Annotated in this window: 23 protein-coding genes and 1 pseudogene; 12 read left to right on the top strand and 12 right to left on the bottom strand. The window is 61.5% G+C overall.

Annotated features, from left to right (window positions below; all coding sequences use genetic code 11):
* Nucleotides 1-7 precede the first annotated feature (7 nt).
* From PQQ86_RS33090 to PQQ86_RS33080, 3 genes are all read right to left on the bottom strand, one after another.
* Nucleotides 8-712, bottom strand: a complete 705-nt coding sequence (locus PQQ86_RS33090; protein ID WP_408276824.1) for a PIG-L family deacetylase — start codon at nucleotides 710-712, stop codon at nucleotides 8-10.
* Between the two features lie 186 nt (nucleotides 713-898).
* Nucleotides 899-2,416: a UdgX family uracil-DNA binding protein gene (locus tag PQQ86_RS33085; RefSeq protein ID WP_408276821.1), complete on the bottom strand. Its 1,518-nt coding sequence runs from the start codon at nucleotides 2,414-2,416 to the stop codon at nucleotides 899-901.
* 171 nt (nucleotides 2,417-2,587) lie between these two features.
* Nucleotides 2,588-3,292 carry an SDR family NAD(P)-dependent oxidoreductase gene (locus tag PQQ86_RS33080; RefSeq protein WP_408276816.1) on the bottom strand — a complete coding sequence of 235 codons (705 nt, stop codon included), beginning with the start codon at nucleotides 3,290-3,292 and terminating at the stop codon, nucleotides 2,588-2,590.
* Between the two features lie 173 nt (nucleotides 3,293-3,465).
* Between PQQ86_RS33080 and PQQ86_RS33075 the strand changes: the two genes are divergently transcribed.
* Nucleotides 3,466-4,383, top strand: coding sequence for a LysR family transcriptional regulator (locus tag PQQ86_RS33075; protein ID WP_408276815.1), 918 nt, complete (start codon nucleotides 3,466-3,468; stop codon nucleotides 4,381-4,383).
* Here PQQ86_RS33075 and PQQ86_RS33070 read toward each other — a convergent pair.
* From PQQ86_RS33070 to PQQ86_RS33035, 8 genes are all read right to left on the bottom strand, one after another.
* A complete protein-coding gene (locus tag PQQ86_RS33070) occupies nucleotides 4,380-4,967 on the bottom strand; it encodes a nucleotidyltransferase family protein (RefSeq protein ID WP_408276812.1) in 588 nt (195 codons plus the stop codon). The two genes, PQQ86_RS33075 and PQQ86_RS33070, sit on opposite strands and share 4 nt — an antisense overlap.
* Nucleotides 4,968-5,043: 76 nt before the next feature.
* Nucleotides 5,044-7,266: a xanthine dehydrogenase family protein molybdopterin-binding subunit gene (locus PQQ86_RS33065; RefSeq protein WP_408276810.1), complete on the bottom strand. Its 2,223-nt coding sequence runs from the start codon at nucleotides 7,264-7,266 to the stop codon at nucleotides 5,044-5,046.
* Nucleotides 7,263-8,276 (bottom strand): FAD binding domain-containing protein, encoded by a 1,014-nt coding sequence (locus tag PQQ86_RS33060; protein WP_408276807.1) that lies wholly within the window; start codon nucleotides 8,274-8,276, stop codon nucleotides 7,263-7,265. Before PQQ86_RS33060 ends, PQQ86_RS33065 begins: the two co-directional genes overlap by 4 nt.
* 13 nt (nucleotides 8,277-8,289) lie before the next feature.
* Nucleotides 8,290-9,069, bottom strand: coding sequence for a (2Fe-2S)-binding protein (locus PQQ86_RS33055; protein ID WP_408276805.1), 780 nt, complete (start codon nucleotides 9,067-9,069; stop codon nucleotides 8,290-8,292).
* A 356-nt stretch (nucleotides 9,070-9,425) separates the two neighbouring features.
* Nucleotides 9,426-10,109, bottom strand: a complete 684-nt coding sequence (locus tag PQQ86_RS33050) for a Fe2+-dependent dioxygenase (protein ID WP_408276802.1) — start codon at nucleotides 10,107-10,109, stop codon at nucleotides 9,426-9,428.
* Complete coding sequence (locus tag PQQ86_RS33045) at nucleotides 10,106-10,867, bottom strand: tetratricopeptide repeat protein (RefSeq protein ID WP_408276799.1); 762 nt, start codon at nucleotides 10,865-10,867, stop codon at nucleotides 10,106-10,108. Before PQQ86_RS33045 ends, PQQ86_RS33050 begins: the two co-directional genes overlap by 4 nt.
* A 7-nt stretch (nucleotides 10,868-10,874) precedes the next feature.
* Nucleotides 10,875-13,124 carry a TonB-dependent receptor gene (locus PQQ86_RS33040; protein ID WP_408276798.1) on the bottom strand — a complete coding sequence of 750 codons (2,250 nt, stop codon included), beginning with the start codon at nucleotides 13,122-13,124 and terminating at the stop codon, nucleotides 10,875-10,877.
* A 329-nt stretch (nucleotides 13,125-13,453) separates the two neighbouring features.
* Entirely contained in the window at nucleotides 13,454-14,107 is a 654-nt protein-coding gene (locus PQQ86_RS33035) for a LysR substrate-binding domain-containing protein (protein WP_408276795.1), read from the bottom strand.
* Nucleotides 14,108-14,416: 309 nt separating this feature from the next.
* Between PQQ86_RS33035 and PQQ86_RS33030 the strand changes: the two genes are divergently transcribed.
* From PQQ86_RS33030 to PQQ86_RS33010, 5 genes are all read left to right on the top strand, one after another.
* A complete protein-coding gene (locus PQQ86_RS33030; protein ID WP_408276792.1) occupies nucleotides 14,417-14,950 on the top strand; it encodes a 3'-5' exonuclease family protein in 534 nt (177 codons plus the stop codon).
* Nucleotides 14,951-15,090: 140 nt separating this feature from the next.
* Entirely contained in the window at nucleotides 15,091-15,543 is a 453-nt protein-coding gene (locus PQQ86_RS33025) for a helix-turn-helix domain-containing protein (RefSeq protein ID WP_408276789.1), read from the top strand.
* A gap of 40 nt (nucleotides 15,544-15,583) precedes the next feature.
* Nucleotides 15,584-16,066: a hypothetical protein gene (locus PQQ86_RS33020; RefSeq protein WP_408276787.1), complete on the top strand. Its 483-nt coding sequence runs from the start codon at nucleotides 15,584-15,586 to the stop codon at nucleotides 16,064-16,066.
* A 389-nt stretch (nucleotides 16,067-16,455) separates the two neighbouring features.
* Nucleotides 16,456-17,085, top strand: a complete 630-nt coding sequence (locus PQQ86_RS33015) for a cupin domain-containing protein (RefSeq protein WP_408276782.1) — start codon at nucleotides 16,456-16,458, stop codon at nucleotides 17,083-17,085.
* Between the two features lie 985 nt (nucleotides 17,086-18,070).
* On the top strand, nucleotides 18,071-18,994 hold the full coding sequence (locus tag PQQ86_RS33010; RefSeq protein WP_408276778.1) for an alpha/beta fold hydrolase: 924 nt from the start codon (nucleotides 18,071-18,073) through the stop codon (nucleotides 18,992-18,994).
* 173 nt (nucleotides 18,995-19,167) lie between these two features.
* Here PQQ86_RS33010 and PQQ86_RS33005 read toward each other — a convergent pair.
* Nucleotides 19,168-20,145 (bottom strand): annotated as a pseudogene (locus PQQ86_RS33005) (aldehyde dehydrogenase family protein); the annotation flags it as partial.
* A gap of 227 nt (nucleotides 20,146-20,372) precedes the next feature.
* On the opposite strand from PQQ86_RS33005, the gene PQQ86_RS33000 reads away from it, so the two are divergent.
* The 6 genes from PQQ86_RS33000 (at nucleotide 20,373) to PQQ86_RS32975 (ending at nucleotide 25,703) form a co-directional block, all read left to right on the top strand.
* Complete coding sequence (locus PQQ86_RS33000) at nucleotides 20,373-20,504, top strand: hypothetical protein (RefSeq protein ID WP_408276775.1); 132 nt, start codon at nucleotides 20,373-20,375, stop codon at nucleotides 20,502-20,504.
* 470 nt (nucleotides 20,505-20,974) lie between these two features.
* Nucleotides 20,975-21,946 carry a quinone oxidoreductase family protein gene (locus PQQ86_RS32995; RefSeq protein WP_408276772.1) on the top strand — a complete coding sequence of 324 codons (972 nt, stop codon included), beginning with the start codon at nucleotides 20,975-20,977 and terminating at the stop codon, nucleotides 21,944-21,946.
* A gap of 471 nt (nucleotides 21,947-22,417) precedes the next feature.
* A complete protein-coding gene (locus PQQ86_RS32990; protein ID WP_408276769.1) occupies nucleotides 22,418-23,020 on the top strand; it encodes a sensor histidine kinase in 603 nt (200 codons plus the stop codon).
* A gap of 491 nt (nucleotides 23,021-23,511) precedes the next feature.
* Nucleotides 23,512-23,895 (top strand): BON domain-containing protein, encoded by a 384-nt coding sequence (locus tag PQQ86_RS32985; protein WP_408276766.1) that lies wholly within the window; start codon nucleotides 23,512-23,514, stop codon nucleotides 23,893-23,895.
* A 101-nt stretch (nucleotides 23,896-23,996) separates the two neighbouring features.
* Nucleotides 23,997-24,440 (top strand): DUF3331 domain-containing protein, encoded by a 444-nt coding sequence (locus tag PQQ86_RS32980; RefSeq protein ID WP_408276763.1) that lies wholly within the window; start codon nucleotides 23,997-23,999, stop codon nucleotides 24,438-24,440.
* A gap of 87 nt (nucleotides 24,441-24,527) precedes the next feature.
* Nucleotides 24,528-25,703: an MFS transporter gene (locus PQQ86_RS32975; RefSeq protein WP_408276760.1), complete on the top strand. Its 1,176-nt coding sequence runs from the start codon at nucleotides 24,528-24,530 to the stop codon at nucleotides 25,701-25,703.
* Nucleotides 25,704-25,717: the final 14 nt, after the last annotated feature.

Here is a 25,717-nt window from a genome sequence, read left to right as displayed (position 1 = left end):
GCACCCCTTACTTTTTCCTGCGGCGACCCACGCTCAATTGCCAGTAGCGTTCGGTGTCGAAAACGTCATCGTAATTGCCCGCGCCAAAGGCGCGTAGCTGGCTTGCATAAGCGTTCACCGCTTCGCGTTTGAGCTGCGTGCGGCGCGGCAGATCGATCGTGTGGCCAACGCTCGGATAGGCCGGCGTCGCGACGACGCCGCGTTGCGCGAGGTCGGCGAGCCGCGCCTGCACGACGCCGGGCGTGCGGCGGTGAATCGCGTCCTCATAGGCGAACCACGTGAGATGCGACAGACGCGGCAGGATTTCGCAGCAGGCTTCGAATACCAGCACATGATCGTCATGATGCAGGCCGAGCGGCATGAGCAGCGTGTTCGCGGTTGTGCGGTAGATGGTCTCTTCAAGCACGGCCGCCAATTTGCTGATCGACGGCGAGTCCATGTATTGGCTGCCGCGAAACGGCATGCGTAGCGGAATCGCGTCGAGCACTTCCAGGGCGAGGTTGTCTTCGAGCGTGCGGGCGTGGGTGGCCTGATGGGCGCTCGCGAAACCCGATTTTTCATCCCATTCCGTATGCATCTCCTGCTCGGGCGGCGCGGCAAACACCGTGCAGACCGCTGCGTCTGGATGGGCGGCGAGTAGTGCGCCGCAACTGAAGACGGCGTCGTCGAAATGGGGCGAGACGATGAAAAGGCGTGGGCTGGTTTCGCTCATGGGACATGGGGTAGTTTCGAAACGCGCGGGGCCGCATTCGAAGCTTCGATATTGCGCGCGACAAACTGGCTGGATTGGCGACGTCACATCAGCTTAGGCGGAATTGTCGCGACTTGTGTAACCGGTGTGGTCAACGCAAGCCGCATGCCTGAGCGGGCTGGTTCGGCCGTGGGTTCCCGCAGAGGCTTACTGTTGTGCATCTGGCATATCCCGAACATGCTCACCTTTAGCGGGCGTGCTGTCTTCCGCCAGCGCCGCCGCGCGGCTGAACGCGGCCGCAATGGTCGCCACGATGTCGTCGCGCAACGTGGCGTCCGCCATTCCTAGTGCATACGACGGATGCCAGGTCGGCACGATCAGGCGACCGTTGTGAGCGATGGTTTGCCCGAGGTATTCGGACAGATTGACATGCGGGCCGGTCAGCGTTTGCAACGCCGTCGCGCCTAGTGTGACGACCACGCGTGGCGCGACCTGCGCCAGTTCTTTTTCCAGCCAGTACTGGCAAGCCTCGACTTCGCGCCACACGGGCGTGCGATGGACGCGTTGCTGGTCGAGCGTTTCCCATTTGTAATGCTTGACGGCATACGTCAGATATAGCGCCTGGCGTTCCAGTCCGGCGCGCGCCAGCACGGTGTCCAGCAGTTGACCGGCCGGCCCGATGAAGGGCTCGCCGTGCTGGTTCTCGTCCTCGCCCGGCTGTTCGCCGATCACCATGATCGCGGCAGGCGCGGGCCCGGCGCCCGCAACCGCCTGCTTCGCGTTGCGCCATAACGCGCAGCGCCGGCAGGTGGCGAGCGGGCCAGTGGGCTCCCGCAAAGGGGGCGTCACGGCCGAATACTCGATCGGTGGCATGGGCGGAACGCTGACGGTCGCGCTTTGCGCGCCGAGACGACTGCGTTCGCGCGCGAGGTGTGCGGGCAGCGGTGGACCCGCGGGCGGCCTTCTCCAGTAGCGCAGCGGCACCGGCGACGGCTGGGCATTGAAGGCACTGCAGTAGTACGCGAGCCAGAGCGCTTCCGTGGGGGTGCTGGCGATGGCTTCGCCGGTCATGGCGTTGGCTGCTAATAGAGGCGCGGTTTGCTCGCACTCCGCCGTCACCGGCCGGTCGATACGCAGCAGCATGCCGTTCCAGAACACCGAGCCGTGCGGCGTGGCCAGCATCCACGTGGAATTGCCCGTGCGCTTGGCGAATCGCTCGGCGGCACGCTCCAGCAAGTCGTGATGCGGCTCGTACCAGCCGACGAATTCGGGCGGCTCCATCGACGGATCACGCCGTCTGAACAAGGTGAGTGTCAGCAGATCCTCGGTTTCGCGCTCGATAGTCCGGATGCGTTGATCCAGCAGCGCGCCGTCGGGGTCGTCGAGATCGAGGACGTTGCGCTCGCCGCGCGTCCAGCGCCATAGGACGCGGTACAGGAGCGCCCAACGGTCCGGCGCACGGAAGCACGCCGCCGTCTTCAGCCAGGAGAGCAACTCGCGGGGAATCGCGGGCGTGGTGAGGACTGGGGCAGGGGCGGCGGCGATTCCTGTGTCGGAGGCGCCTGCCGTGGCGAGTGCGGATTCAGTAGCCAGTACGCTCGGAGCCCCGGCTTCACCTTCAGACTCAACCCACTCGATCTGCGAGGGCTCGACACCTTGCTGCAGCAGCACCCGCGCGGCGCGCCGCCATATGGCGAAAGACGGTTCGATCGAAATGCGTTTCATGCTGACGCGCCGTGGATGCGCGCATCGAGATGCGTGTACCGATGCGGCCAAAATACTGTATGGATATACAGTATGCGCTAAAACGCCGGTCTGGATCAAGTCAGCCGGATCAGGGCGACGCAACAGACGCACATCATTGCAACTGGGGCAGCGACACGGCCGGCAGGCCCATCACCAGGGAACGACCCTTCCGAGGTAATCAAGGTAATGCAGGCCGGTGCGCCCTTCATAAGCCTCGATCGTATTGACCAGATTCGGAATGCTTTCCTCGATGGTCAAGCGCGCCGTAGGACCGCCCATGTCTGTCTGGACCCATCCAGGCGCCATCAGCAGGAGGCTGCGCGGAAACTCGGCGCTGCGCGCCGCGAAGGTCCGCATGAACATATTCAGTGCGGCCTTGCTCCCCCGGTAGACTTCGAAATTCGCGTTGGTGGCATTCGTGAGACTGCCTTGCCCCGACGACATGACGCCGATTGTTCCAGTTGGCGGGACAAGGTCCTGAAATGCGTCGATGACTCTCATCGGACTCAGCGAGTTTGTTACCATCACCCGCACAAATTCCTCGGTCGAGACGTCCGCGATCGTTTCACCATCGTTGTTTACGACGCCTGCGTTCACAAAGAGCACATCGATACGCCGATCTGCAAGGCGGCCGCGCAGTGCTGTGATCTGTTCCGCAATCGTGATATCGACAGTCTCTACTTCGAGCGTGCCAGCGGCGGCTTCCGCGACCTGCCGAAGTTTGTCGGTCGACCCCGTGCGCCCGGTGGCGATGACCTGATAGCCGCGCTTCAAATACTCCTCGACCATCGCAAATCCAAGGCCGCGGGAGGCGCCGATCAGGAGGACAGTTTTCTGTGAACGTGTGTTTTGCATTGGCATTTCCGGTAAACGGAGTCGCTCTCGAACCTGAACCTAACGAGAGCGATCCTCTTGGATAAATCGGTCAATCCAATATAGCGATGCGCAGGGAACGGCGGAAGCCGCGCTGAATGCAACTAATATCTGCATCAGACGCCTTATCTCACCTCCGCTGACTACGATTAAAAATGCCCGAACCGGACCTTAATCTTCTTTTCGCGCTCGATGCGTTGCTCGCCGAGAAAAACGTGACGCGCGCTGCCCGGTCGTTGCATTTGAGTGCGTCGGCAATGAGTCGCACGCTGACTCGCCTTCGTGCCGCGACCGGCGATCCATTACTGGTCCGGGCCGGGCGTCAGATGGTGCTGACGCCGTATGCCGAGGGGATTCGTGAGCGAACACAAAATATCGTTCAGGAGGCGCGTTCCTTACTGCGTCCGTCGCCCGCGGCGCTGGATTTTTCAACGTTGCGCAGAACCCTGACGATTCGTGTCAATGAAGCTTTCGTGGAAGCCTTCGGTGCGCCATTGATTGCAGAAGTGACCGCACTGGCGCCATTTGTGCGTTTGCACTTTTCGTCCAAGCCGGAAAAGAACGCGGAATATCTGCGCAATGGCTCCGCCGATCTCGAGATTGGTGTACTGGAGGAAATGGGGCCTGAAATTCGCGTCCAGGCCTTGTTTCGAGACCGCTACCTCGGTGTTGTCAGAAAGGGGCATCCTCTGGACCTGAAACAGGACGTGACGATCGAGCAATACGCAGCGTATGGTCACGTCGTCGCACCGTACGGTCGCCAGACAATCGACACTCTTGACGCTGCGATTGCCCTGGCGGGTTTGGAGCGAACGACCGTAGCAGTTGTGCCGAGCTTTCCGGCGGCGTTGGCAGTAGCTCGAGCATCCGATCTCGTAGCGCTTCTGCCCGCATCTTTTGTGAACACTCAGCCCGCTGCAGCCGTCAGCGTCTATACGTTTGAGCTTCCTGTGGCGACTGAGGGTTTTACGGTTTCCCAGATGTGGCATCCTCGTTTGGAGAATGATCCGGTTCATCGTTGGCTTCGGCAGCTCGTTCTTAGAATGTGTCGTCAGCAGGTGTCGTCAGGTTAAACGTTGCGCAGATCTTCCGGCGTATCCACGTCCCGCAGAATCCCGGGATCGTCGACGTCCAGCCGCATTACCCGCTGCGAGGTCAACAGCGCGCGTGCGCCGGTGTCGCCGTCGAGTGCTATCAGGGCGTCCCGATGCTCGATGCCGAAGCCGACCGGATGGCCGCGCTGGCCCTGATAAAACGGCGCGACGATCGAAGCGCCGCCATCGAGCGCACGCGCCACTTCTTCGATCGTCGGGGTGGCGATGCGCGGCATATCGGCGAGCGCGACGATCCAGCCTTCGGCGTCGTCGCTGGCTTCGATGCCGGCGGCGAGACTCGCGCCCATGCCGCGATTGGCGCTCCCAGCGAATACCACGTCGCAGCCAGCGTCGTTCAGGAGGCGCGCGAGGGCGTCCGAACCCGGCCGCACCACGGCCAGCACACGCGAGACAACCCGTAGCAGCCGGTGCGCCGCTTCGTGGGCAACGGGCGTGCCGTCGGGCATCTGCGCGAGCAGCTTGTTGTGCAGCCCGTCCGGGTCGAAGCGGGAGCCGAAGCCGGCGGCGAGCAACACGCCAGTAGCGAGCGAGGCGTAGGCCATGGACGGGCACCGATAGGAGGACGTGCCCGATTGTGCGATGCAACGCATCGGCAGGCAAGCGCCAATGCAGAGCCCGTTATGCGCGCATCGTCCCCATCACCTTGTCGAGCGTCACCGGCAGATCGCGCACGCGCACGCCGGTCGCGTGATACACCGCATTCGCGATGGCCGCCGGTACACCGGTGATGCCGATCTCGCCGATGCCGCGCACGCCGAGCGAATTCACGTACGGATCAGGTCGATCGATGAACGTGATGTCGAGCGAACCGATGTCGGCATTCACCGGCACGTGGTACTCGGCGAGGTTCGCGTTGGTGAAGCGGCCATAGCGCGTATCGAGCGAGGTCTCCTCCTGGAGCGCCGCTCCCACGCCCCACACGATGCCGCCCAACATCTGGCTGCGCGCGGTTTTCTGGTTCAGCACGCGCCCCACGTCATAAACGCCGACCACGCGCGCCACGCGAATCGTGCCGAGGTCCGCATCGACATGGACTTCGGCAAACACCGCGCCAAACGAGTGAAGCGAGTACTTCTGCCTTTCCTCGCCGGGTTTGACCGTCGCGGTGGCTTCGATCGGTTTGCCGCCTGAGCGCGCGATGATCGCCGCAGCCGGATCGCGCTTCGCCGGCTGTGAGCGGCTCGTGACCCAGCCGTTTTCCACCGTGATGTCGTCGGGCGCGATGCCGTGCACCGGCGAGGCTTCGTCGGCGAGCGCCAAGGCGATCAGCTGGCTGCGCGCCTGGCTTGCGGCCTCGCGCACAGCGGGCGAAACGCTCGCCGCCGATTGCGAGCCGCCCGACCCCGGCGCTTTCGGCAACGACGAATCGCCGAGCGCGAAGTGAATGTTTTCCGGCGCGAAGCCGAGTGCGTCGGCGGCCACCTGGGTCATTACCGTATAGGTGCCGGTGCCGAGGTCCTGGGTGCCGGAGGCGACCATGGCGCTGCCGTCCGGCAGAATCCGCGCGATGGCCGCGGCTTCGCTGCGGTTGGCCGGATAGGTGGCGGTTGCCATGCCCATGCCGATCAGCGTGTTGCCGTTGCGCATCGATCGTGGTGCGGCGGTGCGCCGCGACCAGCCGAATTTCTCGGCGCCGATCTGATAGCACTCGCGTAAGGATTTGCTCGACCACGGCTTGTTTTCCTGCGGATCGGCATCGGCGTAATTCTTCAGACGCAGCGCAAGCGGGTCCATCTTCAACGCTACGGCGAGTTCGTCCATCGCAGATTCGAGTGCAAACGAGCCGGTTGTCTCGCCGGGCGCGCGCATGAAGGTCGGCGTGCCGAGATTCATCGGCACGATCCGGTGCGTCGTGATCTGATTGGGCACCGCGTACAACATGCGCGTGACCATGCAGCAGGTCTCGGTCCAGTCTTCGAACATCGACGTGTTTGACGTACTGTCGTGGCGCATCGCCGTCAGCGTGCCGTCATGCCGCGCGGCAAGCGTGAAATGCTGCTCGGTGCGCGGCCGCGCGCCGACGGAGCCGAACATCTGCGGCCGCTCGAGCACGAGACGCACCGGACGCCCGGTCTGTTTCGACGCCATCGCGCACAACGACACGTGCGACCAGGACGATCCCTTGCAACCGAAGCCACCGCCGATAAACGGCGAAATCACGCGCACGTCGCCGGGTGACATGCCGAATGTCTTGGCGACCGCCTGCGCCGCATTGCTCACGCCTTGTGTCGAGTCGTAGAGCGTGAGTTGCGGGCCGTCCCAGTGCGCCATCGTGGCGTGCGGCTCCATTGGGTTGTGATGCTCGATCGGCGTGGTGTAAACGGCATCGACGTGGACTGGGCCGCTGCGCATACCGTCCTCGAAGTCGCCGCGTTGCGTGTCGGTTGTGCGGCCTTGCGGTTTGTCGGGCGCATGTCCGTTCGGCTTCGCCTGGGTGAAATCGAGTACTGCGGCGCTGCTCTGATAAGTGATGCGCAACTGGCGCGCGGCGTCGGTAGCATGTTCGAGCGTATCGGCAACCACTACCGCGACCGGCTCGTTGTTGTAGTGAACCTGGTTGTCCTGCAGCAGCGACAGGCGCCTGCCTGCCGGGGGCGTCAACGCGGGCTTGCCGCCATTCGGCAGGCGCGGCGCGTTCTGATACGTCATCACCAGCAGCACGCCCGGCAACGCTTGCGCGCGGCTTGCATCGATCGACGCAATCGTGCCGCTTGCAATCGTGCTGGTGACCAGCACCGCATGCGCAAGCCGCGCCTCGGGGAACTCGGCGGCGTAGCGCGCTTCGCCGGTGACTTTCAGGAGACCGTCGATGCGGTCGAGCGGTTGACCGATCAGATTCATGCGACACCTCCGGTGCGGCCCGCGGCCAGATTCACTGCGCGCACGATCGCGCGTTGCGCGAGCTGCACCTTGAACGCATTCTCGTGCTGAGGCCTCGCATCGCGTAGCGCGGCGGCTGCGGCGTCATGCAATCTCGCCTGGGTGAGCGGCTGGCCGTTGAGCATCTGCTCGGCCGCACTCGCGCGCCACGGTTTGTGCGCGACGCCGCCCAACGCGATGCGTGCGGTTCTCACGTGATCGCCGTCCATCTGCAGCGCGGCGGCCACCGAGACCAGCGCAAATGCGTAACTGGCCCGGTCACGCACCTTCAGATAGTGGGCGTTCGCGCTGAACAAAGGCGGCGGCAAATCGACGGCGGTAATCAACTCGCCCGCCTGCAAAGTTGTATCGATATCAGGCCGGTCACCGGGAAGCCGATGAAAGTCAGCAAACGGAATCGTCCGCTCGCCTGCGGGTCCGCTTATGGGTCCGCTCACGCGCACGACGGCGTCGAGCGCGGCGAGCGCCACGCTCATATCCGACGGGTTCACGGCAATGCATTGCGGACTCGCACCGAGAATCGCGTGCGTGCGATTGTGCCCGTCGAGCGCCGCGCAACCGCTGCCTGGTATGCGTTTATTGCACTGCGTGAAGGCGGTGTCGTAAAAGTAGCCGCAGCGCGTGCGCTGCAACAGATTGCCGCCCACGGTCGCCATATTGCGCAGCTGCGCTGAAGCACCCGCCAGAAAAGCTTGCGACAGCAACGGGTATTGTTCGCGCACCAGCGCATGATTGGCGGCATCGCTGTTGCGCACCAGAGCGCCGATGCGGATGCCGCCATTGGGCAGCGTGGTGACCGTATCGAGCCCGCCGATGTGCGTAATATCGATGAGCCGTAGCGGCCGCGCCACGCCGCCCTTCATCAGGTCGAGCAGATTGGTGCCGCCGCCGATGAACACCGCACCCGGTTGCTGCGCCGCGCGCACGGCGCCGGCGACGTCGCCGGCGCGTTCGTAAGAGATCGCATCCATGCTGGTCGCTCCGTCAGGCGTTGTGGCGGTTGTCGCTGCCGCTGCTGCCGTTGTTAGCGGCACTGCTCGCGTTGCTGCCGCTTGCAACGTTCTGCCCGCCGCCTTCATGCACGGCGCGCACCGCCGCGACGATATTCACGTACGCCCCGCAGCGACAGATATTGCCGCTCATGCGTTCGCGGATCTCGTCGTCGGAAAGTTGTGGAGGCCGGCTGCGGACATCGGCGGTCACGGTGCTGGCCGTGCCGTTACGGAATTCGTTCAGCAGGGCAGTCGCGGAACACAACTGCCCGGGCGTACAGTAGCCGCACTGGAATGCATCGTGTTCGATGAAGGCCCGCTGCAACGGACTCAGCACGCTGTTGCTGGCGAGTCCTTCCACCGTCATGATGTTCTCGCCTTCATGCATCACGGCAAGGGTCAGGCAGGAATTGATGCGACGGCCGTCGGCGATCACCGTGCATGCGCCACACTGCCCGCGGTCGCAGCCTTTCTTGGTGCCCATCAGGCCCGCGTACTCGCGCAGCGCATCGAGCAAGGTCACGCGCGGTTCGAGTTGCAGCGTGTAAGCGCGGCCGTTGATGGTCAGTGTGACCGGACGGCCCGGCACCGGCGAACGGACCCCCGCGGGCGGCGCAGCCGGGGCGGGTGTTTGTGTTTGCGCGCGCAGATGCGGCGCCGCGCCGACCGTGGCTGCCGCGGCAGCCGACTGCAGAAAGCGGCGGCGCGACGGTTGGGGTGGCGTGGTGGCGGGCGCGTCGCCCGAATCCTGATGTTCGTTCTTCGTGGACATGACGATCTGCTGGCTCCATTGAAAGGTCAATGCAGGCTGGCGACATGCGGGTAGCCGATGTGCGGATACCCGCACGTCGGCATCCGAAGCGTCGTGGTCTGACTCATCGTTATCAGCAATTTCGGTGCCGTTGCGAATGCAACAGGTTGCCGACGCGGCACAACCAGGTTCGCTGCGACCCGGCTATTGGGCCACGGCGAAGCGGATCGAATCCTGGAAAGCGCAACCAGAAACGTAGCGACGCGCGTCAACCACGCACGTTGCGCTTAACGAACGGGAAAGTAAACACGCGGACGTGCCTTCTTTCTGCGTGCAAAAAGAAAGACTGTTTTGTGTGGGACGAGGAGTCCGCCAGATCAGGCGTCGGCCCAGCGGCGCAGCAGATTGTGATAGATGCCGGTGAGACTTACCACGGTTGCATCGTTCGAACCTTTTTCGGCCGCCAAACGTTGCACGTCATTGTCGAGTTGAAACAGCATGGCGCGTTCGCCGTCGTCGCGGACCATGCTCTGAATCCAGAAGAAGGACGCGACCCGCACGCCACGCGTCACCGGGCTCACGTGATGCAGGCTCGAAGCGGGGTAGAGCACCATGTCGCCGGCCGGCAGCTTCGCGCGATGCACGCCGTAGGTGTCTTCGACGCAGAGTTCGCCACCGTCATAGGATTCCGGCTCGGCCAGAAAGAGCGTGGCCGACAGATCGCTGCGGATGCGGAAGTCGGTGCCGCGCAACTGGCGGATCGCGTTGTCCACGTGCGTGCCGAAACCGTCGCCGCCTGCATAGCGGTTAAAGAGCGGCGGAAAGACTTTCAGCGGCAACGCGGCGGAAAAGAAGCGCGGATTGCGGCCGAGTGCGTCCTGAATCGCATCACCAACGGCGCGCGCGGCGGGGGAGCCTTCGGGCAATTGCTGGTTGCGCTTGGCCTGCGCCGACTGTTCGCCGGAAGTCGCATTGCCGTCGATCCATTGTGCCGCGTCGAGGATTTCGCGGCATTGCGCGACCTGTTGTTTGCTGATCACGCCTTGCAAATGCAGCATCATGCGCGCACCTCTTCATCGATTTCTTCATCGATCTCCTTAGCCAGCGCACGAAATGCGCTAACCGGCGAAGCGGCCAGCCACGCTTGCATTTTCTCGACGAACGCTGCCGTTGCGGTGTGTGGCACACGCCGCAACCATTGCAGTGCGGTATCGATCTCGCCGCGTTCAGCCAGTAGCCGCGCATAGTTGAACTGGCCGCGGAAGTCGCCGGCCATCGCTGCACGCCCGTAATAGTCGAGCGCGATGTTTGCGTCGACATCGACTTCCCAGCCGTCCTCGTAAAAGCTGCCGATAAAGTTGATCGACTTCGCGTGACCCATTTCGGCGGCGCGCCTGAACCACAGCAGCGCCTCTGCACGATCGCACGCCACACCGTTGCCAAGCGCCAGCGCCGATGCATAGTTGTACATGCCCCAGTCGAGTCCGGCCTGCGCCGCGAGGCGGTACCAGTAGACCGCTACCGGCGCGCACGCAGTGGTTCCCCAACCGTGTTCGTAGCAACGGCCCAACATGTTCATCGCCATCGGATGATCCTGCCGGGCCGCGTGCCTGAACCAGGTCAACGCTTCCTCGGCGTTGCGTTTCACACCATGGCCGTCGAGCAGATACTGCCCGTACACCGCCTGCGCTTCGACGATGCCGTTATGCGCGGCCGCCGCCACCCACGAGGCAGCAACGGCCGGTGGCCCGGAGAAAATCGCGGCGAGCTCGTCATGCGACACGCTCGCCAACGCCTTCAGCGTTACCTGTTCCGTCATGCCGCGCCTAGTAGTGCGCGTTGAGCGTCAGGAAGGCGGAACGACCGGCTGCGATCGACGCGTAGTGCGCCGGATACGCCTGGTCGTAATACGTCCGGTTGAAGATGTTCTGCACGTTCAGTTGCAGATCGACCTTCTTGTTGATCCGGTACGTCGCCATGCCGTCGAAGCGCCAGTACGACGGCACCGCACGCAGGTTCGCCGTGTCGCCGTACACCTGTGACATGTAGAACGCGCCGCCACCGACCGTGAACTTCGGCAGCACGTCGTAGTTAGTCCACAGGCTGATGCTGTTCTTCGGCGTATTCGGGAACTGGTGGCCGTTGTCCGAGGTGGTCTTGCCGTTGTCGCGCAACTGGCTCTTCATGTACGTGTAGCCGCCGAACACCTGCCACTTGTTCGTCAACTGACCGGCCACGCCGAATTCGAAGCCTTGCACGCGCTTGTTGCCGACCATCGCGTATTCGTTGTTGGGCAGCGTGACGCGGGCATTGGTTGTGTCGATCTGGAACAGCGCGCCCGTCAGCGAGAGATGGTTGTCCAGCACATTCCACTTGGTGCCGAGTTCGACGCTACGGTTCTTTTCCGGCGCGAGCTGATCCGCGTTCGCGCCGACACCGCCACGCCCCGGCGTCAGCGATTGCGTTTCGCTGCCCTGGCCGAGCAGGGCGCCGGCCGGCGTCGAAGAAGTCGCGATCGACGCATACACGCTGCCGTTCGAAGCCGGTTTGAAGACGAGGCCGAGCTGGTAGTTGAACAGCGTGTCGTCGCGCGAGGTGCGCTTGCCGCCGTTGGCAACCGTGTTGCGGAAATCGGTCGAATAATCGTCGACGCGCAAGCCGACGTTGGCCTGCCAGCGTTTAGTGAGTTCGATCGTATCGAACGCATATAGCGACTTGGTGGTGGTGCGCTGCTCGCTCGGATCGTTCGTTTGCTTGACCGAGCCGGCCCACGGGTCGTTCGGATTCGGTGACCACAGGCTCGTGCAGTTATAGCCCGACGCCGCGCCGATGCCCTTGGTCTTGCAGATCGCACCGGTGGCCGTTGCGACGGTGTACGAATCATTCACGCTGGTTTCGCGCGACAGTTCGAGGCCGGTAGTGAAGCTGTGTTTCAGGAAGCCGGTCCTGAACTCGCCGAACAGTTCGGTCTGGTTCGCGAGGCTGTAGACGTCGCTTGCACGCGTATTCGCGCGGCGCCACACCATGCCGTTCACGACGTTGCCCTGGCTGTCGTCCGGCTGCGTCCAGATGTAGTCCTGAGTGGACTTCGTATAACGCGTGGTGTTGCGGATCGTCAGATTGCTGTTGATGTCGTGCTCGATGCGCACGGTGCCGACGTCCGAAGTCGTCTTGCGGAAATCGCGGTCGATCAGGCCGTAAAAGTTATGCCGGTCCACATTGGCAGGGTAGATCGTGTCGACGTTAGCCGGCTTGTTGGTGGTCGTGTAGAAGTACGGAATGCCGCTGTCGGGCAGGTCGTCGGTGGAGAGGTGGTAGTAGCTCGCCGTGACGCGGGTCGGCGTGCCGAGACCATAGGTGAACGACGGCGCGATGCCCCAGCGTTCGTTGTTGACCGCGTCGCGGCCGGCCACGTCGTTGTTGTGGCTCATCACGTTCAGGCGGAAGGCCGCGTGATCGGCCATTTGCCAGTTGCCGTCGGCGGTGAAGCGGCGGTAGCGGTCGGTGCCGAGGCCCGCGCTGCCGTCGGCGGAATTGCCCAGATGCGGGGTCTTGGTAATCAGGTTGATGCTGCCGCCCGCGCCGCCGCGGCCGCCGTAGGCGCCGTCCGAACCCTTGGTCACTTCCACGCTTTCGATGTTGAACACTTCGCGCGTGGTCGCGCCGATGTCGCGCATGCCGTCGACGAAGGTGCTGCCCTGGGCGTCGTAGCCGCGAATGAACGGCCGGTCGCCGAGCGGATTGCCGCCTTCGCCGGCGCCGAACGTGATGCCCGGCACCGTGCGCAGCGCTTCGGTCAGCGTCGAGGCGCCCGTGCTTTTGATCAACTCCTGCGGAATTACGGTCACCGATTTCGGGGTGTCGACCAGCGGCGCGGTGAATTTGACCGACGCCGAGTGGTCGGTCTTGAAGCCGTCGTCCGCCTGGCCTTGCACGGCGATCGGCGCGAGCTGGCTCTCCTTGTCAGGCGGCGCCGTGCCGGTCGTGCCCTGCGCGAGCGCGGGGCCTGCCGCCAACATGCTGCACAGCGTCGTGCTGATTTTGCCGAGCTTCGGTTCGTCGGACCGCAACTTCATTTTTATCCCCATCATGAGTGCTGGTGCCCGGGCGAGCAACGTATTCCTTACCCGAGCATTCCATGTTTATTACAAATTGTTTGCGGTGCGCATTCTATGCAATCTGGTTGTAATTGAGAAGCGTTCTCACCATGAAATCTTCGGCCGTGGAACTGAGTGCTTGTGTTAATTCGTGAAGTTGCCAGGATAATCGGCGAAGATGTGTGTAGAAAGGGTGATTTTGGCGACTTCGGCAGGCGTAAAGATGTCGGCGCTTTCGTAACCGCGAGCGGCTTCTGTAGCGCGTGGGGCGCGTCTTCTGGTCCAGCGCGGACTATCCGCCTGATTTTCTACCGTGCGGCCAACTCGGCCAGCATCTCCCGCAGCCACACGAGCGCCGGATCGGCCTGATTGCGCGGATGCCAGCCCGCGTACAACGTGAAGCCGCGCGCCTCGAACGGCAGCGCAAAGATGTCGAGCCGGTCGACGTAGCGTGCCGCGAAGCGCGACGGCAGCGTCGAAACGTAGTCGGTTTTAGACAGTAACTCCGGCACTAGCGCAAAGTGCTGGAGCGACAGCGCGACGCGCCGTTCGCGGCCGAGTTCGTCGAGATGCTCGTCCATGAAGCCGTGAAAACTGCCGCCGCTGGTTGACACCAGCACGTGATCGAGCGCGCAGTAGGTGTCGAGGTCGAGTGGGGCGTCGCCGCGCGGGTGGGCCTTGCGCTGCACGAACACGAAATGCTCGTCGTAGAGCTTGCGAACTTTCATCGACGGCGGAATCATCCGGTCGGAACCGAGCAGCAGGTCGATCTCGCCGCTTTCGAGCCGCGACGCGGCGGTGGGCTGATCGCCGATCACGAATGCCACGCGCACGCCCGACCCCGCCGACGCCGGCAAGCGCTCCATCAGACGCATGCCGAGCACGGCGGTGGCGTTGTCGTGCGCGGCGATCACGAAGCGCCGCGTGTCGGTGAGGGGATCGAAGGCAGGCTGGTGGCGCACCACCGCTTGGAGCCGCAGACGCGGCCAATGCACCGTCTGGACAAAGGCTGGCCGTGATAATCCGCCGTGTCGCGGCCAGCATGCGATCACCCGCGTCCGGCCTGCATGGTGTGGAGATGACATGAGCAGACAAAGGAAACCGCCAGCGCTGCCGCCTGAGGAGACGTCCGCGCAGCTACGCGCGCGCCTGCGTCGTTTCGTGCTTGCTACCCGCCAGGATGGTACGGGGGCCGCCTCGGTTCCGTTTCCCGGGCAAGTGACTGTGCTCGCCGGACCGCTGCGGAGGCGCAGCAGAAAGAGCAACAGGACATGACTGACACTTCCTTTCACGGCGCACTGCTCTGGCCGCTGCCGGCCGAACGGCACGGTGATTCGGTTAGCCGATATTTCATCGACACGGAATTTACGGATTTCCGGCACTGCCAGCTGGTCAGTGTCGCGCTCGTGGACGAGAACGGGGACGAGTTCTACGGCGAGCGTACCGACTTCGACCAGGCATGCTGCAGTGATTTTGTCCGGAAGGTGGTGCTGCCGCAGCTCGGCCAGTTTGAAGGGCGCGCCATGCCGTTCGACCGGTTGCGCGACGCCCTGTGCGGATGGCTTGGCAGCGCACCGGCCGAATCCGGGCCAGTGCTCTGTTACGACTGCGAGACGGACCTGAACCTGTTCCGTTTCCTGCTGGGCGGCCCCCTGCCGCGCGGCTGGCGGATCGAGAATATCGCGGGCCGCCGTGGCCGGGAGCGGCGCGCCGAATACTTCGCCCGGCATGACGGGGAGCACCACGCGCTGCATGACGCGCGGGCCAATGCGTATGCCTTTGAACGCTTAAAGGCCCGAACCTGATCCGGCGACCGGGGGCCACGTTTCCCGGGGCGGCGAGCAATGTCCTTTTCATTAACATTCAAAATACCAGGCGGGAGACAGGATTGACCGGGGGCCATGAGTGGATTCCGCGCGCCAGCGCACTTCGGATCGGACCGCGTATGCGTGAGCGTCGCAAGGCGCTGGGCATAACCCAGGCCGAACTCGCGACCACTGCTAACGTGTCGCAATCGAGATTTGGGTACTGGGAGAAAAGCAGGATGCCCAGCGCCATCGCGGACGCGACGGTGATCGCGCTGGAGACCGTCTTGCGGGTGCCGGGAGGGTGGCTGCTCAGTCTCGACATGCAACTGTTGCCGGATGACGGGGTTGATGGCCGAAATACCATAGCGCGGCAAGGCGGAAGCTATCCCCAGATGCGGATTCCTCCGGCGCAGTGCAGGGAAATCGGCCCTCATGCCAGGCGACTGCGCGAGGAGCTGGGCCTTTCGGTTGCAGAGGTGGCGCGTGTGTGCTGTCTCGAGTCCCACGCTAACGCAGTGGGAGCAGGGGACGTTTCCGAAGACGCTTACCGCTGCGTGTCTTCGCGCCTGGGAGCGAGCACTCCTGCTTGAGCCCGCTCAACTGCTGGTGCCTCCGGCGGCGCATCCTCGGTTGCTCGATGGCCGGTGGCGCGTAGTCATAGAGGCTGAAACCCTCGAAGCGGCAGTTCGCTGTGTTGCAGAATGTCTGGCGACCCGCGGACGTAACCTGGTCACGCCGGAGCAGCCACTGGAAGCACAAGCCAGTCGGAATGCTGACCTGCTTGCACATCGCTACGGAATCGGCACGCATCGCTGGCCACTGATCGATGTCGCGGTCGCGTACGGGATCACGCTCTCGCACGCACACCAGACCATTGCCCGCATGATCGCGCGTGCGGCACAGTTCAAATTTGACATCGGGGTGCTGGACGCTATCGGGGAGGCTATCGCGGCAGGCGATTCGCCGACGACCGCCGTGACCGATGTCCATCTGTGTAACCTGCTTGGGCCGTCGCTGTCTATGGAGCGTGCCGAGGCATTCGCTGACGAGATATTGTCCCGCCGACTGGTCCAAGATAGTACGCCGGGCGATCTTCTGCACCGGTATCCGTAAGTAACCGACGCATCCTCCGTTGATCAGGCCGGCGATCGCGGGGTATGTATGAATCCCCGATCAAGTACGCGTTACAGGACTGTAGGACCGGATGAAAGACCTATCAGAAGGAGAGGCGAACGCTGCGAGTCGCGGTTGAGTTGCTGCACGGTGGACGGGAAGCGCGTCAGTCGGACGGCGGATATTACGCGGATGAGTGGCGGTGCACTCGCGGACTACCGCGTGCGGCGGTGCATGGATATTCGCGATGGGTAAACAGCGTGTCGGACCTTGTTGCGCGCCGCCTTGCTGCTGCACTGGATCAGGGGCCCAAAGAATGTCCATCGGGACTTGCGAAACCGGAGGTGGCGGTTCACAACCGTCTGCAGCTGTCCAGATAGCGGTATTGGATGGTTATAGAAAAAGTTTGTCATCCTCCGGATGAGGTTAGCACTTTTACGACAACAGATTCGCTCCTCTCGGACAACTGGACTGGACCGCATCTCGATAAGATTTGGCTTTGTAGGCTCAAAATTATTTGCAATCCGTCGTTGAGACCTATTCCAGCCACGTCTTCCATTTCTTTTAAAGGAACTGTTTTGTCACTCTTTATCCGATGCACTACCCTTGGATTAATTTTGTGCTTTTGCGCGACGCAAGGATTTGCGGGGGAGGTCGATAATCCCGAGGCTACGGTGTCGACTCCACTTCTTCAGACTGACCATTCATGGGATGGCGCCGCATATAAGTCGTATCCTGCCGGGCAGCCACAACTGACCGTTCTCAGGATCGTAGTTCCTGCCCATACAGCTCTTCCATGGCACACGCATCCAATGCCGAATGCTGCATATGTGCTGTCCGGATCATTGCATGTCGAGAGCAAGGATGGCCTTCACAAGAAATCGTTGCACGCAGGCGAGGTGCTCTCCGAAATGGTCGGTACCGTTCACCGTGGCTGGACGGAGGAATCGCCCGTTGAATTGATCGTCTTTTACGCAGGCGTCAAAGGGATGCCGACCGCTGCACACGTAGACCAGTAACCGCCCGCTTCAAGCTGACCCTGATGGAATTAAAAGTCGCCCCCATGCGACTTCGCGGCCGTCACTCGACTCGCGCGCCAGGTGGTCGGTTAGACGAAAATCTGAAGGCGATCGCCGAGCTGGCGATTAGTGCAGTGATGAAGCCATGTTGTCACCGCACCATACCCACAAGGGAAAGGGGAGTCGCTTAGGTGGGATAGGGCTTCATCAGCCTTGACAAAGCAAAGGTTAGCCTCGTGGTTGAAACGCCGGTAGAGCTCTGCGAATTTTTGCCGGTTGCGTCGTCGGCGCAGGACCGAAATGCAGTCCCGACGAGCGCCCTTTTATGGAGCGCTTCCTCGGCACGATGGCCGGCTGGCTGTCTTCAGGCCTGCCTGGCCACACTGGATCCCAACCTCATGGTTTGCGTCAGGCGCCGGCTGACCCGAAAGGCCATGTACGCCTGTACGTGTCGCTCGATGAATTGGACGGGTTAATTAATTATGCGATGGCAAGCTACCACTGCGCGCCCATAGTGGGTTGAACGGCATTGCGCCGCCCGACGCGAATTCTTCGCTCGTGACAGAGGACAACTGCTGGCCTGGTCGCCCGAAGTGCATCGACGCACGCTATGTTTTATGCAATCCGCGTTGCGCTGTTCTTCTCCACAGCTGCCATTTGTCGTTGCTCTCGCGATTTGACGGAATTCGTTGATGAGTTGGTGCGCACAAAGCGAGTGCCTTTCTTTAGTGGGATTCACTCGTCGTCCGTTTGCATCAGCGTCTAGCTGATGCAACTGCCTCCCTGCTTTAGCCCGTTGCAGGGAATAAATGGGAAGGTCTGGCTGTTATCAAAGTTCGACGGACACGCAGATAACGAATACATGTCTGCGTCGGACTAGGTTTGGCGTCTCTCAATCGGTTCTGCATACGATTCCGGGTGCGCTGCCAATCAGTCGAAGACTCGCACTTATTACTCTGCTGAAAGCGCAAAAGGGCAGCGAATTATGGACACCACAACGCAACATAGAAGCTCCGTCAAGTCATCGGATCCGCTGGGTTCGGGAGACCACAACGTGTATCTCAATGGGGTTGATCTTCACTATTACGTTTGCGGCAACGGGCCACTCTTGTTCCTAATATCGCCGGGTTGGGGAGTAGGTAGCGGCTATTTGCAAAGAGGCTTCAAATTCCTGCAGGAGAGGTTCCGTCTGGTTTTTGTGGACACACGCGGAAGCGGTCTTTCTGGCCGGCCGGCTGACACCACTAAGATGAGCAGTAACGATATGGCGGATGATCTGGAGGCGCTCCGTGAGTTCCTCGGACTTTCTACCATTCAACTTCTGGGTCATTCCAACTCCGGAGCCATCGTACTCTTTTACGCCGAGCGGTACCAAAATCGTGTCGAAAAGCTAGTGCTTATTGACAGTCAGGTACTGGGCTTCGATGCAAACGCCGACACGCAGGCATTGTTGAAGGCAAAAGCTGAAGACCCTTGGTATCAAGCCGCGGTTCAAGTGGCTGTCAGTCATTTTTCTGGCAAGAGCCAGCCTTTTTCGAACGATGAAGAATTATCAGCCTTTGTAGCCGAAATTTTACCGCTGTACCTTGCAAATCCCGAAAAACATCTGATGTCGGCGAGGGAGCAGTTACTGGTTGAGCCGATCTCACTTTACGCCTTCGAGGCGCAAACCGCAGCCGACAAAGCTGCCGCGAGCGATCAGGTCGCCCTGTTTGATCAAATTCGCGCGCCAGTGCTGATTATGGCGGGGAAGCATGATTGGATTTGCCCCGTTGCTATTGCTGAGGGCCTGCATACAGGTATTCGTAAATCTTACCTCGTGACGTTCGAAGAAAGTGGCCACATGCCGTGGATCGAGGAGCCTGAGGAATTCTCAACCGAGTTGTTAAAATTCTTGGAAGGGTTATGAGGTAGGAGCCACGGGTGACGCGTTGTGTTGTCGGCAATTTGAAACTTGACGACGATGCCGTTTATTGGCCGGCTGTGCGCACGTTGCGGGAATTTCGAAAGCGGCTGCCTCATTGCGTTTTCCATTGCGCGATCGACTATCGAAATTGACTACTATAAAGTACCCGCTTCTAGCTATATTGACACGATGCACTTTGCTTCGAGGACGGCTTCCAGGCCGAAAGCGCCAAACTCTCTTCCGATGCCTGATTGCTTGACGCCACCGAAGGGGGCAAGGAGCTCCGGACTGATGCGGTTAATTAGCACCGTGCCCGCTTCAAGTAGGGATGCAAGACGCGCGGCTCTGTCAGGCTGAGAGGAGAACACATAGGCTTGCAGCCCATAGATCGAGTCATTGGCAATGCGGACGGCGTCGTCCTCGTTCTCGTAGGCAAAAATAGACAACACTGGTCCAAAAATTTCTTCTCGCGCAATTTCCATGTCATTGTCGACGTTCGAGAAAACGGTCGGCTTCACAAAGTAGCCTTTTTCCAGCCTTTCGGGCCGCCCTTCGCCGCCGACAACCAGTGTGGCTCCCTGTTCCTGCTCGCAGCGAATGAAACGCTGCACCCGGTCGTATTGGGCGCGATTGACCAAAGGTCCGACAACGGTCGACGGATCGCGAGGGTCGCTCACCCGCATGGTGGTGACGATTTTCTTCACGTGTTCGATCACCTGGTCGAGGCGCGCACGCGGAACCAGCAACCGAGTGCCCGCCACGCAGGCTTGGCCGTTGTTCATAAAGGCCGAACTAAGGGCGAGTGGAATTGCTGTGTTCAGATCCGCATCCTCCAGCACGATTGAAGCGGATTTGCCGGTGAGTGCCAGGCTAACCCGTTTCATGGTCTCCATGCCCGCGCGGGCGATGAGCTTGCCGGTCGCAGTGGAGCCCGTGAAGGAAATCTTCGCGATGCCGGGGCTGGTGCTGATTTCGTCGCCGACATCCGCGCCCCGTCCGAGCAGAATATTGAACACGCCTGCCGGCAAGCCTGCTTCATGCAGCGCGTCGGCGACCACCTGGGTTTGGAGGGGACTCAGCTCGCTGGGTTTGATCACCGACGCGCACCCCGCAGCAAGGGCCGAGGCAAGTTTGCTGCATATGGTGCCGGCGGTGCTGCTCCATGGGAGCGATCAGGCCCGCAACGCCGACTGGTTCCATTACAACTGTAGCCTCGCCTGCGCGGCGCGTCAGCTCATAGGTTTCGAGCGTTTCCGCCGCGTTCGCAAAGCATCGGGAAGCGTATTGGCTGACCATTGAGCACGCGCTACGGGGCCGCCGTATTCGTCGATCGTGGCGTCCAGCGCAGCGCGAACGCTTCTTCCGCAATATTGCGGAAGCGATGGCAGGCGTTGCGAAGGATATCGTGGAACGACAACTGGCGTTGTTCGAAAGAGTCGACCCGAGTTATGCAGAAGGCGTGATGAAGGAACTCGGCAAAGCTGCGCCTGTTTTGGAAGCGGCTCTGCCCTGAAGAAGGCATTCGTCGGCACCCAACGCCGCTTATTTTCGCCGACGCGTTCCTTAATGCGCCCAAATTCGATTCAATCGAGTTGCGCGGCATCTGTGCTGACCCTCGCGATTGAGCGGCTAAATCACGGAGAGCCTTGCACGACCGCCGTACAAGCGTGCTACACACGCGCTCATAGTGGGCGCGTCGTGCAAGCGAAATCAGAGACGGTATGTAATCGGTTCTTGTCGCATTTGTCTCGGTCCCGTCGGCTCATTCGCTCCGGTGACCGGGGCCGGCATGCCCGGTCTCGGCGGCGCAACTGAATGAATCATCGCGTCCACGCATCGCCCGCGGCTACAGAACGCTACATTTTAGTAATGGACAGATCAGTCCATAAAGAGCTATCGTGCGCTTATGACACGACCGCGAGAATTTGGCTGCGGCAAAGGGCTCGCGAGCGCCAATTGAGTCAAATTAAAAGGAGTCTTATTTTGAAGGTCATCACAATGAAGCGCCCGGGCGGCCGCGAAGTGCTTGAGTACGCCGACCGACCGGACCCTCTGCCGGGCCCGGGAGAGGCGGTAGTCGAAGTTGCCATCGCAGGCGTCAATTTTATGGATATCGGCGTGCGGCAGGGCATGGCGTGGGATACGATCCCAGATCCCAAGACGCTCGGTGTCGAAGGCGTCGGGCGAGTGATCGCACTTGGCGAAGGGGCCGGGGGCGTCCGCCCGGGCGAGCGTGTCGCATGGGTTTATGCACCGGGCAGCTACGCGGAGAAGGTGCTGATATCCGTAAGTTCGCTCGTGCCGGTGCCCGACGAAATCGACGATCGGACTGCAGCTTCTGTCATGATGCAGGGGCTAACCGCGAGCCATTTCGCAACTGACTTTTATCCGGTTCAGCCTGGCGACATCGCGCTCGTGCATGCAGCGGCCGGTGGCCTCGGCTTGCTTCTCACGCAGATCATCAAGCTCAGAGGCGGCCACGTGATTGGTCGCGTGTCATCGGCTGACAAGGCTGCGATCGCCCAAGAAGCAGGCGCCGATCACGTGATCGTCGACACTGAGGGCGATTTTGCCGATGAGGCGATCCGGCTCACGGGTGGTGAGGGCGTACACGTCGTCTATGACGGTTCGGGTCCGAAGACGTTCAAGGGGTCGCTAGACGCACTCCGGCGATCGGGCACGCTCTGCTGGTATGGTCCCGTGCTCGGCGGTCCGGGGCCGTTCGATATCATGAGTCTGTCGAAGAGCATCAAGATCGGCTATGCGGTATTCGCCGATCACATCCACACACCCGAGTTGCTTCGCTCGCGCACATCGCAACTGTTCCATCTGATTGCCGAAGGAAAACTCAAGATTCGGGTAGGAGGCGAATACCGGCTCGCCGACGCAGCGAAGGCGCATGCCGATATGGAAAGCCGCGCGACCACCGGCAAGTTGTTGCTCTTGCCAGGTTGATACGGACGCGTGATCCTTTGATAGCTGCACTTTGGCCGATCGGGAGTTCCGCGGCCAGTTAAAACTGTATTGGACGTTCATACCCCAAGACGAACTCTGATATTCCGCCGAGGCGCGCGTCCCGTGCTTCGGCGTGAGTTCGATCAGTGCGTCCGGTGATCTCGACGAGGATCTCGTGAAAATACGCACCAAGGCCGCACACGCGGCGGTACCAGTAACGTCGCATCGCTCTGGCTCATAAGGCTGGCGATAAGGTAAGCCGACTGGTCCGAGCGATATCCGATATACCGGCCACCACGACTTCAAACAGTGGCGTTCGGTTTCGCTGCTGCAGCAGAACAAGCCATGCGGCAACAGTGCTGCGTTCGCACAAGATCCTTACCCAACTCTCTCCGACAGCACTGTCCAAACCCTCGCGGACAGTTGATCGCGTACCCGACCCATCGAGACGAGCTGCTTTCGGAGTCACACTTGCGGGCCCGCACGAATCCATTTGCGATTCCGGAGCGTTTGCACGCCCGCGCGCTGTGCGCGTGCGCGTTGCTGGCGCTGGCCGGCCAAGGCCTTTATTGCGTCCATCTCGCGGAAGTGGCCGCGTGGTCAGTGCTGGCGAACGCCGGCTTGCCGCTGCTCGCAGTGGCCGTTCTCGCGATGAGCCTCGCCATCGTGGCGATACTGAAGGCGACCGAACTCTTGAGCGGACTGAAGAAGCTTGCCCACGCGATCGAAGCGGACAGCGGCGAAGGTACAGACGCGGTGTTATCCGAGGACGGCACGCGCGCGGTTGCGCGACTCGTTCGCGCGATCAACGAGTCCGCTCGCCATCGCGCCAATCGCTGGGTCGAGTTGTTGCAGGTGCTTGCCGCCTATGCGCATGATCAGCGCACGCCGCTGACGCGCATGGGCATGCGCGGCGAACTTATTGAAGACGAGGCAGTGCGCGAGGCATTGCAACGCGATCTCGCGGAGATGGCCGAGCTCGTCGAAGCCAGCTTGTCGTGGGCGAAGATGCAGTGCAGCGCCGGCGAGCAGACACAGCGTGTCGATGCCGACAAACTACTGGATACACGCTGATCGGCGATTACCAGGATGCGGGGCGCACCATTTCTTTGGAGGGGCGTGTGGGGCGTCCGCGCGTCACCTGTCCACACGCGCTGCGGCCTGTGCTGATGAATCTGATCGACAATGCACTGCGTCACGGCGACGACGTGCGTCTGTACCGTCGCGCGGGCGGCCTCGAAGCGCGTCTCGCCTTGCCGCTGTTGCCAGCCTGAGCATCCTCGCTCCGACGATGTTCTTCCATTCGTCAGACACTGCGCGCACGCCGATCTGGCCATTCTTTTTCGACCTTCTCCGGCCACGGTTTGCGCTGATTTGTCGGGCGATACGTTTTGATACTTCGCAGACACACACAGGATACATTCCGCGCTTTTAATTACTGCATGGCGTCAGGTTAGCCACGTTGGGAAAACAACCGACGCAATACGTGTTCACGCACGTCGAAGTCGCAGTGACAGTTCAATAACTCAAAACGAGTTTTTCTCAGACCTCAAAAGGATCCAATCATGAAACTTCGACAACTCGTCGTTAGCAGCGGCCTTGCGATTGCACTTGTGACTTTTGCCTATGCGCCGGCATTCGCGGCGGACGCGGCGGTTGCTGCGTCGGACAGCACTGCGGCGACCAGCAAGCAGGTGCCGACGAAAAAGTCGGTTCGTATAGCTAATCGTGCATTTTCGAAAACGGTTCAGAAAGCCATTTTCAAAACCACGGGTCTCGAACAAACATCGATCGCCGCTTTCGGCAATGCGAGGACGGGTCATGTGACGCTGGCCGGCCAGATTGAAAGTGAGGACCAGGAGGGCCTTGCCATCGAAGCAGCGAAGAAAGTGCAAGGCGTGACCTCCGTCAGCAGCAACCTGACGCTGCACGAGCAAGGCGGAAACTGAGCGAGCAGAGCGGTACACGGCGCAATGCCTGAATCAGGCAACCGCGCCGCCCGTCTGGCCGTTTTCGCACTATGTCCATGCAGGCTACCGGAGATGGATCTATGACCGCACTTTCCGAAGAAAATATCGTGGTTCGCACGTTGCTGAACGTCCTCGATCCGTCCGCTGAGCAGCTCGACGCGTGCTCGAAAAAGCCTTTCGTGAGGCTCAAGAAGCGCCGCGCCAAGCGGTGCGTGCCTGCAGCCGAGGAATTTCGCGGTATAGCGGGGCGGCCGGCCAACATCGTGGTTGTTGAGCGCTTGTCGTCGTGTACGATCAGCGTCTCGTGGAGCGACCCATGTTCCGGGCGCTGCACTGAGCAGATCTGGTGCGGCGGTTTCGCTCATGTTCCGACAGTTTGCGCGCTGACGGGCCGCACGATCAATCGCGGCGATCAGGTGTTTCGTCCCCGCACACGCGAAGTGCGTGTGCCGCCGAATCGGCATCAGATGATTCTTGCTGCGACAATCCGGCATCAAGCCGATCTGGCGATCGCCGGAACGTGACACTATCGGTTCGCAATGCTCGCCGCTCGCGTTTCTGCAGGCCGCGCAGAGCGAGCTTCGATTTAACTGGTGATCCGGACTTTCGCCATGCGCCCATTCAGCGCCTTTTTCGTGCTTATCGGCACCTTGCTCGCAGCGGGCGGTTACGGCGCGACATTTTTCCTCTCGATGCATTTCAGCTCCATGGGCGGAAATGATCTTGATACCGGTCTCGCGCTTGCGGAAGCGACTGTCGGTACGCTCGTCGGCGTGCCGTTGGTCGGCTGGTTCGCGCAGCGCATTGGCGCCGCCCGTACGACCGCGCTCGCGGCGTTGTGTATCGGCTCGGGCGTGGCAGGGTTCGCATTTGTCGACCGCATGAGCGCACTCAGCGTCTTTCCCGGCTTTCTCGTCGGATTTGGTTGGGGCGCGTTCTGTCTGGCCGCGCCGATGGCGCTCGCGGAACGCACGAGCGATACGGACCGCAGTTTCTGGTTCATGCGGTTCGGTACGATTCAGATGGCGGGCATCGGCGCATGCCCGGCAGTGGCGGCGTTCGCTATTCGCTCATGGCACTGGCCGCTTACGAGCGTGCTCTACATTGTCGGCGGCCTGTGTGCGATCGCGGCACTGATGCTTGAAGTGTTTGGCCGGATCTCACCGCGCTCGCCCGCATCCCCCGTGCAGGAGCGCTGGCTGCGCGAGATCGGCGCCATTAGCCGGACGCGCGCGGCTTATCCGATCATCATGATTTCGCTGTGCGCTTGCGTCTTCTCAGGCCTGATGACTTTCCAGATGTCTTTCGTGCAAGGCACACATGCGAAGGCGGGCACTTTCTTCAGTCTCTACGCGGTGACGGTCGTGGCGGCGCGCTGGCTGCTGACGCGCGTCGTGATCCGGATTCATCGCGAAGTCGCGACAAAACTGCTGCTCGGCATCATGGTGCTCGGTATCGCGGCGATGTTCGCAGTGCCGTATTATGCGTGGCTGCACTCCGCAAGCGCGGTGTTGCTCGGTACGGGCTACGGTCTCGTGTATCCCACCATCCAGGCCCAGGCGGTCAACGACTCCGCTGCGATGCATCGCCATGCTGCCTTGACGTGGTTCGTCGTGGCGTACTTTCTCGGTACTTTCGGCTTTCCTGCTATTGGCGGCTGGGTAATGGTTCATCTGGGCAAGATCGCGTTGATCGCACTGATCACGCTGTGCGGCCTTGCGGCGCTCATGCTCGCGGTCATGCGTGACAAGCGGGTTAGATTCAACATCGGGCGCGCGAAAGCCTAGCTACGCACACGCTG

This window comes from Paraburkholderia sediminicola, assembly GCF_046026675.1.
Classification (GTDB): Bacteria; Pseudomonadota; Gammaproteobacteria; order Burkholderiales; family Burkholderiaceae; genus Paraburkholderia; species Paraburkholderia sediminicola_F.
The sequence above is the reverse complement of the archived record's forward strand: the minus strand, read 5'-3'. Positions and strand labels throughout refer to the sequence as shown.